The 14,257-nt window shown below is 44.6% G+C and carries 16 protein-coding genes, 1 tRNA gene and 1 other annotated feature; of the genes, 14 read left to right on the top strand and 3 right to left on the bottom strand.

From position 1 onward, the window contains the following. Nucleotides 1–57: 57 nt before the first annotated feature. The 3 genes from R8389_RS05085 to R8389_RS05075 form a co-directional block, all read right to left on the bottom strand. Entirely contained in the window at nt 58–414 is a 357-nt protein-coding gene (locus R8389_RS05085; RefSeq protein WP_317636963.1) for an arsenate reductase family protein, read from the bottom strand. Nucleotides 415–499: 85 nt separating this feature from the next. After that, nucleotides 500–1,552: a PTS sugar transporter subunit IIC gene (locus tag R8389_RS05080; RefSeq protein ID WP_317636962.1), complete on the bottom strand. Its 1,053-nt coding sequence runs from the start codon at nt 1,550–1,552 to the stop codon at nt 500–502. 478 nt (nt 1,553–2,030) lie between these two features. Beyond that, nucleotides 2,031–2,104 (bottom strand) — tRNA-Arg (locus tag R8389_RS05075). A gap of 262 nt (nt 2,105–2,366) precedes the next feature. Here R8389_RS05075 and R8389_RS05070 point away from each other — a divergent pair. The 14 genes from R8389_RS05070 (at nt 2,367) to R8389_RS05005 (ending at nt 14,257) form a co-directional block, all read left to right on the top strand. After that, nucleotides 2,367–4,154 (top strand): DUF2207 domain-containing protein, encoded by a 1,788-nt coding sequence (locus R8389_RS05070; RefSeq protein WP_317636961.1) that lies wholly within the window; start codon nt 2,367–2,369, stop codon nt 4,152–4,154. 88 nt (nt 4,155–4,242) lie between these two features. Then, nucleotides 4,243–5,568, top strand: coding sequence for a DUF2325 domain-containing protein (locus tag R8389_RS05065; protein WP_317636960.1), 1,326 nt, complete (start codon nt 4,243–4,245; stop codon nt 5,566–5,568). Between the two features lie 147 nt (nt 5,569–5,715). After that, nucleotides 5,716–6,549, top strand: coding sequence for a YitT family protein (locus R8389_RS05060; protein WP_317636959.1), 834 nt, complete (start codon nt 5,716–5,718; stop codon nt 6,547–6,549). An 88-nt stretch (nt 6,550–6,637) separates the two neighbouring features. Beyond that, nucleotides 6,638–6,716: a sequence feature (ribosomal protein L21 leader region), on the top strand. Nucleotides 6,717–6,729: 13 nt separating this feature from the next. Continuing rightward, nucleotides 6,730–7,044, top strand: a complete 315-nt coding sequence (gene rplU / locus R8389_RS05055; RefSeq protein WP_317636958.1) for a 50S ribosomal protein L21 — start codon at nt 6,730–6,732, stop codon at nt 7,042–7,044. A gap of 7 nt (nt 7,045–7,051) precedes the next feature. Beyond that, complete coding sequence (gene rpmA / locus R8389_RS05050) at nt 7,052–7,348, top strand: 50S ribosomal protein L27 (RefSeq protein ID WP_317636957.1); 297 nt, start codon at nt 7,052–7,054, stop codon at nt 7,346–7,348. A gap of 146 nt (nt 7,349–7,494) precedes the next feature. Further along, a complete protein-coding gene (locus R8389_RS05045) occupies nt 7,495–8,604 on the top strand; it encodes a M24 family metallopeptidase (protein ID WP_317636956.1) in 1,110 nt (369 codons plus the stop codon). A 72-nt stretch (nt 8,605–8,676) separates the two neighbouring features. Continuing rightward, a complete protein-coding gene (gene efp / locus R8389_RS05040) occupies nt 8,677–9,246 on the top strand; it encodes an elongation factor P (protein ID WP_317636955.1) in 570 nt (189 codons plus the stop codon). Nucleotides 9,247–9,266: 20 nt separating this feature from the next. Next, nucleotides 9,267–9,722: an Asp23/Gls24 family envelope stress response protein gene (locus R8389_RS05035; protein WP_317636954.1), complete on the top strand. Its 456-nt coding sequence runs from the start codon at nt 9,267–9,269 to the stop codon at nt 9,720–9,722. Next, nucleotides 9,700–10,098, top strand: coding sequence for a transcription antitermination factor NusB (gene nusB / locus R8389_RS05030; RefSeq protein WP_317636953.1), 399 nt, complete (start codon nt 9,700–9,702; stop codon nt 10,096–10,098). Before R8389_RS05035 ends, nusB begins: the two co-directional genes overlap by 23 nt. A gap of 51 nt (nt 10,099–10,149) precedes the next feature. Beyond that, a complete protein-coding gene (locus R8389_RS05025) occupies nt 10,150–10,998 on the top strand; it encodes a tetrahydrofolate dehydrogenase/cyclohydrolase catalytic domain-containing protein (RefSeq protein WP_317636952.1) in 849 nt (282 codons plus the stop codon). Continuing rightward, nucleotides 10,988–12,352: an exodeoxyribonuclease VII large subunit gene (xseA, locus tag R8389_RS05020; RefSeq protein WP_317636951.1), complete on the top strand. Its 1,365-nt coding sequence runs from the start codon at nt 10,988–10,990 to the stop codon at nt 12,350–12,352. Before R8389_RS05025 ends, xseA begins: the two co-directional genes overlap by 11 nt. After that, nucleotides 12,333–12,575, top strand: coding sequence for an exodeoxyribonuclease VII small subunit (locus R8389_RS05015; RefSeq protein ID WP_317636950.1), 243 nt, complete (start codon nt 12,333–12,335; stop codon nt 12,573–12,575). The genes xseA and R8389_RS05015 overlap by 20 nt, the downstream gene beginning before the upstream one ends. Before the next feature lies 1 nt (nt 12,576). After that, a complete protein-coding gene (locus R8389_RS05010) occupies nt 12,577–13,443 on the top strand; it encodes a polyprenyl synthetase family protein (RefSeq protein ID WP_317636949.1) in 867 nt (288 codons plus the stop codon). A gap of 1 nt (nt 13,444) precedes the next feature. Then, nucleotides 13,445–14,257, top strand: a complete 813-nt coding sequence (locus R8389_RS05005; RefSeq protein WP_317636948.1) for a TlyA family RNA methyltransferase — start codon at nt 13,445–13,447, stop codon at nt 14,255–14,257.

Raw genomic sequence — 14,257 nt, 5'->3', positions numbered from 1 at the left:
GTTAAGATAGAAAAGAAAATGCCTAAAACAAAAACGGGCACGGATGCCCGTTTTTGGTTATAGCCAGGTAGTTTGATAAATAGCTTCATTAAAACCGCAGGTCAACTTGGGTCCGTCAACCACTAAAGGACGCTTAATTAGTTTGCCATTTTGGGCCATCAAGGTGGCGGCTTCCTCAATGGTCATGTCAGCAACCTTATCCTTTAAATGCAGCTTGCGATAATCTTGACCGCTGGTATTAAAAAAATATTTCAAACCTCGATCTTGGTGGTCAGTCATCCACTTAACTAGGTCGGTCTTCTTAGGTGGTTGGTCAACTAGGTCTTGAAATGCCAGTTCAACCCCGTGACTTTGTAACCATTTTTGGGCGCTTCTAGAAGTTGAGCATCGTTTATAACCATAAAATTTAATCATTTTCCTACCTTCTTTTTTTGCAATCAATGATCTAGCTAATTATAGCAAGGAATAGGCAATTGATCCAAGTCCCAAGGTCACGTGCTTAGTTAAAGTCAAGTTCAAAGTCCTTGCTGGTGAAGAAATGCAGTTTATTATTGAAGAGATAGTTGGTCAATAAAGCAAGCCCAATTGGTAAAACAAAGAAAAGCACTACTAGCAGAGTAATATTTGCGCCAGTAGCTGGACGGTCGGCAAGGGCAGCCATGGGTCCAATTAAACCAGAAAAGCCGAAACCGGCACTCATTGGGTTACCGCCAATTTTAAAAATAGCCCCTAAGGCTCCTAAAATACCAGCATTCAGCATGATTGGGATAAGCAATTTTGGTTTAGTCATTAAATTGGCCATCTGCATTTTGGGTGAACCGAGGAAGTGAGCAATTGAAGTGCCCACGGTGTTTGCTTTCCAACCAAAAACGGCTAAGGCAAAGGCAGCGGCAGTAATACCTAGGTTGGCAGAACCAGCTGCGACCCCAGAGATACTGATAGCTGTTGCAATCCCCACTGAAGAAATAGGCGAAACAATCAGCAGGGCAAAGACAACACCCATTACTAGTCCCATCAATACTGGCTGTAAATTCATCAAATGTTCGACACCGAGACCAATTAAACGTGTAACCTGACTAACGGGAATACGAGTTAACGAACCAATGCCACCCGCAATCAGCAGCACTAGGAGCGGTACTAGCAAAATTGTGTATGCCTTGAGCCGCTTACCCATTAAAAGAATCAAACCATAGGCAAGCATAATCGTAATCGCGATGTTAATGACATCACCGCTACCGTTCACGGTAATCTGCCCGTTCTTCAGGCTCATATTACCGGCCCCGGCAGTTGCGGCGAGCGCAAGCGATGATGTTTGGATCGGTGACAACTTGGCCGTCATACCCACACAAACCCCACTAATTGCCGGTAGCAGGGCTGCTGCAAAGGCAGTTAGCACCAGCATAAAATTGAGTTGTGGCCAAAGCGGTGCTAGTGCTTTGACTAACTGGTTAATTAAGGCACCGGGAATTAGGGCAACGACAATGCCCGTTGATAATCCATTTAATGTATTTAACGTGACTTCTTTCAAAGTAACTTTTTCTGTAGCTTCCATTTTTTCCTCCTAAAAAAGACCCACACAGACAACAACTGTGTGGGTCTTCCTGAAAAGAAAATACGGTTTTGACACACAGTTGCTAGAGATTGAACTGTGTGTCTCGGGCTACGACAAACTAGGCACTCAGTTCAGTATACTGAAGTACCAAAAATAGTATTTAACTTCTACTTGAGTGTTTTTACTATTAGTTGTCATTTTGTAACTCCTTATCAACATTTATTCAGTATCATACAGAAATAGCAGCAAAGATGCAAGCTATTTTTTACCAAAAAAATTTTGGGGGACTGCCACAATCATAAAGATTCTCTATTAGACTATTGCGCAATTTTCGGCTTTGAGCTACACCGAAAGGAAATATCATCAAACAAGCTAGCCAACTGTTAAAAATCTTAGGGATTCTAACATTTTCTTGATAAGCAAAAAGCCTTGACATCAGCGTTTTCAGCTCTTCAAGACTTTTTAAAGATGTTAGGAATGATCCGGGTGAGATTCGAACCCACGACCTACGGTTTAGAAGACCGTTGCTCTATCCAGCTGAGCTACCAGACCAGGCGTAATTTAATGTTCTGCGCTAGAACAATAACTATTATAGAAAAGATTCAAGCCAATTGCAATCAAAAGTTTTGTTGTCAGTCAATTCTCCAATGGTCAGCTAGAGGAAGTAACTTTTTTAAAAATGCAACTAATCATATAAATGTATATGGATGATTGTGTTAGGTATGTTAGCGTATGTAGAACAAAGATTTTTATGTCTTTTCAGCAGATAATCTGTATAATTAGAGTAAATTACTATATTGATGGTGGAAAATATATGAAACGAAAAATTCTAAAAATGTTGCCGCTACTAGCTGTATTCGTAGCTGTTTTAGTCCATAGTCAGCCAGTTCGAGCCGAGGTTGATTATGACCTTGAAAACAACGTGGCAATTGCCCAAGTCAACAATGATGGTTCGCTCACGATGAAGCGGCAGATTACTTATAAGTTTAATGATAACGCCCGCGGAGTCTACTATAAGCAAAACCTGGGAGTAGGCCAGACCATTGCTAATGACCGCGTGCTGGTCCAAGACAATAATGAAGCAAGCAGGCCCGCCCAGAAATATACGATTGAGCGCTCTAATGAGGGCTATCGTTTTAAGGTCTACCACGCAGTAAGCAAGGGCAACAGCTTGACGGTTACCTATAAATACACGATTAAGCGCGCTGTTACTAATTTTCGTGATACGGCTGAGTTGAACTTTATGATTATTGGTAATGGCTGGGACACAAACATAAAGCACGTTGAAGCCAAGGTGCTTTTTCCGGGGCCAGTTAAGGGGCTGAAGGCTTGGGCTCATGGCCCGCTTACCGGTAAGATTAAGGTCTTACCTAAAAAAGGCCAAATTGTGATGACTGTAGACAACCTTGACGGACATACCGGGGTGGAGGTTCACACAATCTTTCCAATCAGTGTTACGGCTGGTAACCAGCGGGTAGTTAACGAGGATCACCGGCAATATGTCCTGGATCAAGAAGCCAAACTTGCTCGCGAGGCCAACCACAAACGGTGGCGTGACAATATCTTTTACTTTGGCCTCCTGGCAATTAGCTTAATCAGCGGTCTACGGGCCATCTTTGTAGGTTTTGCGGCTAAACAACAGGGCTTTAAACCGACCAATCCAGCCTTACTTCCCCATAATTATGAATTGCCGCAAGTTGATCCAGTTTCTGCTCAAGTCCTGGACCGGGGTGCAGAACCTGATAGTCGCGCCTTTACCGCCTACTTGCTGGAGCTCGCCGTGCAAAAGAAAATCAAAATTGAAGATTACCAAGTAGGACGTAAGACATTCTATCGGATTACTTTGTTAAAAGGCGAAATAACTAAAGAAGATCCACTCCTCGATACTCTTTTCAATAGTTTGGGAGATGGTAAATCCTTTACTACTGACCAGTTGAAGCATTATCATGGCAAGCAACTAGGTAAAAGTTTCGATATTTGGGCCAAATACGCGTACAATGACGTCGCTGATCGCGGCCTGCTTTCTTTAACTCAGGTTGAGCTGGCTATCAAGTTCAAAGCTAAAATTATCATTGCTCTTTGTATCAGTTTTAGCACAACTCTCCTGGCAATAATGTTGTTCAAACGGTTTGTTGGGCCAGTGGTTTTAGGTGAAGGGCTAATCCTTGTCTTGGGTATTATCAGCTTAGTGGTCGGTTCCAAGCGCATTGGTATCTATACTGCAGAAGGTGCAGACGAGACCAACAAGGTGCGCGGCTTTAAGCACATGTTACAGGACATTGGGCGCTTCAATATGCGTGATGTTGGTGACCTCATGCTCTGGGAAGACATTATGCCCTACGCTGTGACCTTTGGCCTAGCAACTAAGGTAATCAAGGAAATGAAGGTTGAGTTTACGGATCAAGAATTAGCACAAAGCACTTTCTACAATGATCGCTGGCTATATTACAATACTGGTCAGGAGAGTTTTGCGGAGAGCTTTAATACTAGCTTTTTATCAGGGGTGGCAACCGGGTCTTCTGCTGCTGGGGGATCATCTGGCGGTTTTTCGGGTGGTTCATCCGGTGGTTTTGGAGGTGGCTCTGGCGGAGGCGCCTTTTAACCTAAATAAGTGAAAAGTACGGTCTGGCTTTGTGCCAGGCTTTTTTATTGCTATACTAAGTAAAACGGTTGAGGGGCTAGGAGACAAGATGTTTGATTATCGTAATCACTTAAAGCAAATTCTAGAGCGAACGACAGGAGATGATCGCAGTCTGCGTAACGGCCTGGCGGCTATTAAACTGTTATTAGGGCTAGCCGACGATGAAAGTGGTGCAACGGCGGCTAACCGGTCACCAGAAATCAGGGTAGACCAGGCGCAACTCAATCATTTATTAACTAGTCTTACCAAGCTAGTCCAAAATCCAGCTGATGCGTCAGCTCAAAATGTTGCTATTAGGGCACTTCATCAACTAATGCAGGCACCTGAGAGCGAGTCAACTTGGCGGCAAAATCTGACCAAACTGGAAGAAGCACTACGTGCGGCTAAGACTAGCCAGGAAACAACTAACCGAAAAATCTTTGAACAGGCCTTGCAGGTAACTAAGCCGCCTCGCCGTGACTATCGCAAGGGCAAACGGTACACGGTTATTCGGCTTTTGTCTGGTTGTGACCTAATTAATACTGGCAACCGGCGGGTATATACTTTGGCAGAGAGTCAAATTCATGCCCTAAATTTAAGCAGTGGCGATATTGTGGAAGCAGTCCCGGCCAGCAGTCCCGGCTATGAAGCAGAAATTTTGCGGGTGGTCGGACATCGCCAGCTTGCTAGCATGGAAGTCGATCAAATTTCTACGTTTAAGTATGCCGTGGTTCAGGGGCGCGCAGGACACTTGGCAATTAGTCGCAATGTCAAGGGCGAAAAGCTAAGAATTCGCGGTAAGTCAGTGCTTTTACCAGTTGATGCGAGCTGGTATCAAGAAGGTGGACCGGGTCTTAGCGATGGTTCAATTGTTGACTTGGCCTGGTACGATGGTGATGTTCGGATCAAAAAGAATCCCGCAGCGGCTGTTCGGATACGCTGGGTTTACCAGGTTGAGCAGGCTGAGCGAGCAGCTCGCCCCCTCAAGAAAAAAGCTAAGCAGGATCGGCAACTTGAAGAACTGCCGCGCTTAGATCTGGATTTGCATTATCAGCGGGTAGGGATTGCCGTTGGCAACAATCAAAATGAAGCGATACTAGAGGGTGTGGTTAGGCGGTATCATGGTCTTCCGTTTGCAATTGATGCCTTCCAAGGCAAGCGGAAGGTAATTGAACAACAGCTTAAGGATTTGGATATCGTCATTTTGGTAACAGCCTTTGCCGCACACGATAGTACGTGGAATATTAGCGAATATGCTAGCAAATACAATATTAAGTTTGCCGTCAGTTCTAGCAAAGGTTATCAAGCCTTTGAACGGGCCTTATACCGTGCTGAAAAGGGCCTGCCTGCCTACGAGGGCAATCAGACTATTGATTACCGCAGGCTTGCGCACTAATGCTAAACGGAGGCGGTAAGGGTTACTAATTATTAAATTGGGGTCAGCCGTAACCCTTAAGAAAAGGTTATACCCTTGCATATTCCTTGAGTAAATTTGTTATTTTTTAGTACAATAAAGATAACATTTTAATGAAAGGAAGATGAGATGAAGACACAAAAACACACTTGGCAATATTGGCTATTTTTTCTGGCAGGCCTGGAAATAATTGCCATTGCAATCAACTTTTTTTACGCGCCAATCAACATTGCGGCAGGAGGTTCGACGGGAATTTCCATTCTAGTTGATGCCGTTTGGGGTATTAATCGCTCTTTGACCGTCTTTGTGGTTAATGCCCTGATTCTGGCACTGGCCGTAATATTTTTGGGTAAAGAAACACTCAAAAAGGTGGCTTTAGGCAGCATGCTTTTGCCGGCGCTAATGGCCATTACGCCCAGCTTTAAATTGACTTCCAACAACGTCCTGGCCGTGATTTACGGCGGTGTTTTGATGGGGGTCGGAGTCTCTATGCTATACCGCATTAACGCCTCAGCCGGCGGTACCACAATTCCGCCGCTAATTATCAAAAAATATTTTTATGTCGAACCAGCCTTGTCCCTAATGGTGATTGACCTTTCAATTATTGTTTTGAACCTTTTTGTAGATGGTACTGAAGCTTTTCTGTTAGCAGCCTTTTCCCAAGTAATTACCACAATTACGATGCGCTACACGGAAACCGGCTTTGACAAGAAGTACCAGGTGCGGATTATGAGTAATCGCAAGCTTGATGAAATTCGGGACATGCTCCAAAATGATTACGATGGATTGACTGTTTATAATGTGGTTGGTGGATATAGCGACAAGGACATGCAGCAATTGGTTATTGTAGTTGACACTAATGAATACGGTCAGCTGGTTGCCAAAGCTCGGGCAATTGACGCAGAGGCCTTTATTGTTACCGAAAACATCGCCAAGGTTCACGGCGGTAAGTGGCAAATCTAAAAAAAGCGCAAGTACTGTAATGGTACTTTTTTTATTGCTAAATTGGTTGAGCAGTAGTATTATGAAGTAGTTGTATTTGTGGAGACCTCCACATCTGCAACCGCACAGTTTGGGGTAAGAAGTCTTTTTACTAAAAAGCACCCCACTTGGCGAGTCTAAGTATTTTTTGGAGGGTAGTAAATGTACGCAATCATTAAAACCGGTGGTAAGCAATACAAGGTTGCTGAAGGCGATAGTGTTTTTGTTGAAAAGCTTGACGTTGAAGAAGGCCAGGAAGTCACCTTTGACGAGGTAATCCTGGCTTCTGATGGTAAGGACGTTAAAGTTGGTACACCATTAGTTAAGGGTGCTAAGGTTGTTGCCAAGGTTGAAAAACAAGGCAAGGAAAAGAAAGTTGTTACTTTCAAGTACAAGCCCAAGAAGCACTCACATTCAAAATATGGTCACCGTCAACCTTATACCAAGGTTGCTGTTGAAAAGATTGAATTAAGCTAGAGGTGAAATGATGATGAATATTTTAAATCTTAAATTATTTGCCCACCATAAGGGGGGCGGTTCTACTGCCAATGGTCGTGATTCAGCTGGTCGCCGTCTGGGCGCCAAGGCTGCTGATGGTCAAACAATTCATGCCGGCACGATTATCTACCGTCAACGCGGTACTAAAATTCACCCGGGCAAGAATGTTGGCCGGGGCGGTGACGACACTTTGTTTGCATTAGTGAACGGCGTTGTCAAATTTGAACGCAAGGACAAGTACAGAAAGCAAGTTTCTGTTATCCCAGTCGAAGAAGCTAAGTAAGTTAGTTCTGCTAAGAAGACGAAAAGCATACGCTTCTCGTCTTTTTTGTTTTTTACTTTTGGCCAGTAATTGTTAAATAAACAAGCGAGTGAAGAGCTTTAGCGGTAAAATAAAGACATGTATGCCCAATAAAAGGAGGGTTCGCTATGGAAGAGCAAGACGAGCTATTAACACTTTTAAATAGACGGATTAATAAAGTAAGTGGATTGATCAAAGAACGCGGTGCAGACGGCCTGCTTATTTTTAACCAGGCGAATTACCGGTACTTGACTAATTTTACTGGTGAAGAAGCGCAGTTGATTTTGACGGTCAGGGGTGATCGGATATTACTGTCTGATTCGCGCTTTGCTGGTCAGATTAAGGCTGAAGCACCTGGTGAACTGAGCGTGATTATGAAGCAATCAGATCAAGATGCCGAAATCACCAGGCAGTTACAAGCGGCTGGTTTGAAGAAGGTTCTAGTTGAAGGCGAATTTGTCTCTGCAGTGGAATTCACGCATTTACAAAAACTGAATCCGCAGATTGAATTTGAATTATCTGAAGAACTGGTTGAGCAGGTGCGCAACGTCAAGGATGACCTGGAACTAGCAACGTTACGGCGGGCAATCGACATTTCAATGGATAGTTTCAATGAAATCTTGCCCCTAATTAAGCCGGGTGCAGTAGAACGCAATATTGGTGCCAAACTGGATTACTTGTTTAAGATCAATGGTGGCGATGGCCCCAGCTTTGACACGATTATTGCCTCTGGGGTCCGCTCGGCTTGGGCCCATGGGGTTGCCAGTGACAAAATGATTGCAGACGGCGATCTGGTAGTTGTCGACTTTGGGGCCTTCTATCACGGCTATGCAGCTGACATCACGCGGACAGTGGCGGTCGGAAAAGTAGACCGTAAAATGCAGCAAATTTATGATATTGTGCATGAGGCGCAGCGACGGGGAATTGCCGCTGCAGTAGTGGGTAACTGTGGTCGCGATGTCGACCAGGCCGCGCGGGATTACATCACCGAACAAGGCTACGGCCAATACTTCGGTCATGGTATTGGTCATGGTATCGGCTTAGAGATTCACGAATTGTGTCAACCAGCACTGCCTTTTGGTAAGCAAGAACTGGTGAACAATATGGTTCATACCGTTGAGCCCGGAATTTACTTGCCGGGCCAGGGCGGGGTCAGAATTGAAGATGATATCTTGGTTCACGATCAAACTCCCGAAACACTTTCAAGTTTGCCCAAGGACGAGTTAATTTCTTTATAAAAGTTAAATATTATTGATAGTAAAATCACGTATGAATTGGTAAGATATTACTATGGAGATGAGGTACTTAAGATGACAATGATTTCAGTTAATGAATTTAAGAATGGTCTAACCATCAAGCATAACAATGACTTGTGGCGAATAGTTGAATTTCAACACGTTAAGCCTGGTAAGGGGAGTGCTTTTGTTCGTTCTAAGCTCAAGAGTTTGAACTCCGGGGCAGTTCAAGAATATACCTTTAGGTCAACTGCCAAGGTCGAGACTGCGGAAATTGAAACAAAGGGGATGCAGTACTTATATAACGATGGCGCTAGCTATGTTTTCATGGATACTGCAACTTATGACCAATTGGCTATTCCAAATGACCAGATAAAGGATGAAGCTAAGTTCTTGAAGGAAAATATGGATGTCAGTGTCATCATGCATGAGGGCAAAACCTTGGGTGTGCAATTACCCAACACGGTTGAGTTATCAGTTACAAAAACAGAGCCCAATATTAAGGGCGATACGTCTTCAGGCGGTGGTAAGCCTGCAACAATGGAAACTGGCTTGGTAGTCAACGTACCCTTCTTCATTAATGAAGGTGACGTGTTAATTGTTAATACGGTCGATGGTTCATACGTATCCCGTGCAAATAAGTAGTTTTTACGAGGTTAAATAAAATGGCAGATAGTTCAAAAATTGTCTTAAATGGACAAAATAACGGTGATGAGATCGAAATCGATTCAAGTGTTCTGGAAGTTATTATGGGCATTGCTGCCGAAAAAGTAGACGGCGTTGCAGCCTTACATGGTGATGTTAGATCAGGGCTTAACCGCGTCTTGGGGCGTGAAGATCGGGGCCGCGGGGTCACGGTCAAGCTTGATGACGACCGCAACTTGATTGCAGATGTCTATGTCAGTGTAGTTGCAGGTGGTTATGTACCTAAGATTGCCATGAACTTGCAAAAGTCTTTGAAACAGCAGGTTTTGCAGATGACTGACCTGACTCTTAAGGAAATTAATGTTCATGTCGTGGGGCTTGAATTTACTGAAGATGAAGAAGATGGCAGTGGTACTTCAAAACTATTTTCGGACATTGATGAAAAGAGTAGCAATGAATCAACACGAAAGTCGTAGAGTGGCAATGCAGGGGGCTTTTTTGGCTAATCAGAATCCTAAACTGACTCCTGCCGAAGTTGAAACGAAAATTGTCGCCGTCCTCAACTTAAGAGAACTCTCGGCTTATTCAAAGACAGTCATTGAAGGTGTCGTGGAAAAACGAGATGAGTTGAAGGGCCAGCTTGCCAGTTACTTAAAAAAAGATTGGCGGATCAACCGCATTAATCAGATTTCACTCGCTATTTTGGAAGTTGCCTTGTACGAGATTGAGTACAGCAAGGAAATTGAACCTAGAGCAGCAATAAATGAGGCTTTGAACCTGTGTGATGAATTTTCCGACCCCAAGAACAAACCCTTTATTAATGGAATCTTAGCGAATTTTATCGCAAAATAACAAGTAGTCGGCTTTAGGCCGACTATTTTTATAGAAAAGGGATGAAGAGCAATGGCCCAACTCTTGAATGGTAAGTTGCTAGCTAGTCAACGAGCTGCTAAACTTAAAGAAGAAGTTAATAAGTTAAAACAGCAGGGGATTAAGCCCACGCTTTGTGTAATTAACATTGGCAATGATCCAGGCAGTAAGATTTACTTGAAAACTAAAAAAAGGCGAGCAGCTGAACTAGGGATTACGCAGAAGCTTTACCAGCTGCCCGCGGAAGTGGATCAGGCTAATGTGGTAAAGTTAATCGACCAGCTTAACGCGGATAAAAGTATTAATGCGCTAATGATTCAGTTACCAGTTCCGCATCAGCTTAACTTGAATGAAGCTCTGGGGCGGATTATCCCTGAAAAAGACGTGGATTGTTTGTCCCCCAGTAACGTTGGCCGCTTATGGCGCGGCGACCATTTTGTCGAACCTGCTACTGCACACGGTATTCTGGCCCTGCTGGACCATTATGACCTTGATCTTCATGGTAAAAACGTGGTGATTATTGGGCGTAGTAGTATTGTGGGTAAACCCTTGGCTGCGCTCTTGTTAGAGCGTGATGCAACTGTTTCAATTTTGCATTCTAAGACTAGGAACTTAGGTGAATATACCAAAAATGCTGATATTTTAGTTTCAGCAGCCGGTCAACCAGGCCTGGTTAAGGCTGGAATGGTTAAGCAAGGGGCAGTGGTCGTCGATGTGGGGATTAACCGGGTCCACGGCCAAACAGTTGGCGACGTTGATTTTGCTGACGTGGCCCAGCGGGCTAGCTATATTACTCCGGTTCCTGGAGGAGTTGGGCCGTTGACGGTGGAAGCATTGATGGAACAAGTGGTTGGGCTAACAAGGAGGCAAAATGGAAGATAACAAATATCTCACCGTTTCAGATTTAAATTATTATATTACGCAAAAATTTAAAAATGATCCCTACCTGCACAAGGTTTTTTTGCAAGGTGAATTATCTAACTTTCGTTTTCGCCGTAACTCTCACCAATACTTTTCGCTCAAAGATGAAAAGTCTAAGATTAATGTGGTGATGTTTCGGTCCCACTTTGACCAAGTTAAGTTTAAACCGGAAGAGGGTATGAAAGTATACATTACCGGTTATGTTAATGTATACGGCCCGCAAGGTTCTTACCAGTTTTATGCGGAATCGATGGAGCCTGCTGGTCTAGGCGCACTGTATGAACAGTTACAACAACTGCAGAAAAAGTTGGCCCAGGCAGGTTTGTTTGACCAGGGTCATAAGCGGCAATTACCGCACTTTCCCGACCACATTGCCGTGGTTACTAGTGCTTCCGGAGCAGTTATCCATGATATTTTGGTTACTGTTAACCGCCGCTTTCCCCATGCCCAGGTTGACCTGTTCCCAGCTCAGGTGCAAGGCGATCGCGCGGCCGACTCGTTGGTAGGGGCAATGAAGCAGATTGCTGATGCTGGTGACAAGTATGATGTGATGATTATTGGCCGCGGCGGGGGTTCGCTCGAGGATTTGTGGCCATTTAATGAGGAAGTGGTGGTGCGGCAAGTCTATGCAATGGCGATGCCGGTTATTTCTTCCGTTGGCCATGAAACGGACACCACCTTGTGTGACTTGGTTGCGGATGTTCGGGCAGCTACTCCTACTGCAGCAGCTGAATATGCAACCCCCAATTTACCGGATGAATTAGCTGGTATTCACCAGCTGCAAAGTAGACTGCTGGTAAGTGTCCAAAACATTATCCGGGTACGGCGGGAAGCGCTCAAGCGCATCAATAGTGCAGTAATTATGCGTGAACCAGCACGACTTTATGACGAACAGGCACAGACTTTGGACCTGTTGCGTGACCGCCTGCATAACACCATGCTGCACCAACTGGAACGTGAGCGGCAGGCTTACCAGTTGACCCAGCAAAAACTGACCGCAGTTAATCCCGGCAAAAGAATCGCGCAAATTTTGCAAGAGGAAGGCTTTTATCAGCAAAAATTAATAAGCAATATGCGCCAACTTTTACGAGAAAACAGGCACAGACTAGCCCAATCAGCTCAGCAATTAGATGACTACAGTCCCTTGAAAACGCTTGACCGAGGTTACTTGTATGCCACCAAAGACCGTGAGACGGTTAGTTCAGTTAAACAAGTCAAGCAAGCGGATGAGCTCAGTCTTCATTTTAAAGATGGGCAAGTAGTAGCAAGAGTTACAGCAGTTAGGAGAAATAAAAATGCCAACAAAGAAAAATAGTTTTGAAGCAGAATTAAATCAGTTACAGCAGATTGTCAGCAACCTTGAAAGTGGTAATGTACCCTTGGAAGATGCCTTAAGTGAATTCCAGACCGGAGTGAAACTTAGCCGCGAGTTAAACCAAAAATTGACTGCCGCCGAGGAAACTGTCGCTAAACTAATCGATAGTGACGGAACCGAGCACCAAATTGACCCCAATAATGCAGCAGCACCGGAAGAATAAGATGACTTTTAACGAATTTAGAGCAAAATGGACACCGGTAGTTGATGACTACTTGGCAGCGCACCTGGCTAGTGAGATTGATGAGGTCAAGCTTAGCAAAATTATGACCTACTCAGTCATGGCTGGGGGTAAGAGATTACGCCCGCTGCTCTTTTTGGCTACACTTGATGCCATAAATCACCACATCACGGCCCAGGACATCCAAATTGCGGGTGGAATTGAATTGATTCACACGTATTCCCTAATTCATGATGATTTGCCAGCAATGGATAATGATGACTACCGTCGCGGTAAGCTGACCAGCCACAAGAAGTGGGGCGAGGCCGAGGCGATTTTGGCTGGGGATGCACTATTGCCACTTGGCCTGCAGTGGATTGCAGAAGGTAGTGAATCAGCTGACTTGGTCAAGATTATGACCCGTGCAATTGGTGCTAACGGAATGGTAGGCGGTCAGTATTTAGACATAGCTGCGACTAATAATGCCACTGTTGCTACCGATGCTAACCTAATTAACCGGATGGAGTGGCTTAAGACAGGATGCTTAATTGTTGCTAGTGTAGAAATGGCGGCAGTCGCTGGTTGCGCAAGTGCAGCCAATAAAGCCAAACTGCTTGCTTTTGGTCGGTCCTTTGGTCGATCCTATCAAATTTATGATGATTTGGTTGATATTGTTGAAACAAGTACAGCAGCTGGTAAGGCCACCCATAAGGACCAGGAAAATGGCAAGCACAACACTTTAACCATGCTGGGGGCAGAGCGCAGTCGTGCAGAATTACGAACACTAATCAAAGCCGCACAGACTAGCTTAACTGGCTTGGACAGCGGTATTTTAGCTGGCTTTCTCGACCTATATCAGAAGGTGCTCTAAAATGGCTAAAGAACGAGCAGATGTAATACTGGCCAAACAAGGGCTATTCCATTCCCGGACCCAGGCCCAGCGGGCAATTATGGCGGGACTTGTTTCCGATCATAACCACCAGCGCATTGATAAAAGTGGCAGTAGTTTTCCCGCAGATGAACACTTCTTTATCAAAGCTTCGCACAAAAAGTACGTTTCGCGTGGTGGTTTTAAGCTGGAAAAAGCCTTAGCGGCCTTTGATATTGACTTGACCGGCCGTACTTGTTTGGATATCGGTTCTTCAACCGGTGGTTTTACCGATGTTGCCTTGCAGAATCGGGCCAAGCTGGTTTATGCCCTTGATGTCGGCTACAACCAGTTGGCCTGGGAATTGCGCGATGATCCGCGCGTAGTAGTAATGGAAAAGCAGAATTTCCGTTATAGTAAACCAGCGGACTTTACTAAGGGCGTGCCAGACTTTGCAATGACTGATGTCTCCTTTATTTCGCTTGATTTAATTATGCCGCCAATGTTTGCAATCTTACAGGATGGCCGTGATGCAGTGTGCTTGATTAAGCCGCAGTTTGAAGCAGGACCAGAAAACGTAGGTAAACATGGTATTGTTCATGATCATGCGATCCACCGCGCCGTCATTCAGCATACGATTGAGCAGGCACTGGCCTGTGGTTTCAATGTGTTGGGGGTAGACTATTCTCCCATTAAGGGTGGTAAGGGTAATATTGAGTTTTTAATTCACCTGCAAAAAAGTAGTGAGCAGGGTGGTCAACTTTGGTGGACCGGAACACCGGAAGAAGTTGTTGAACGAGCGGTAGCTGAGCTTTAG

Source organism: Lactobacillus xylocopicola, from assembly GCF_033096005.1.
Taxonomy (GTDB): domain Bacteria; phylum Bacillota; class Bacilli; order Lactobacillales; family Lactobacillaceae; genus Lactobacillus; species Lactobacillus xylocopicola.
Note: the sequence above shows the minus strand (reverse complement) of the source record. Positions and strands in the feature narration are given on the sequence as shown.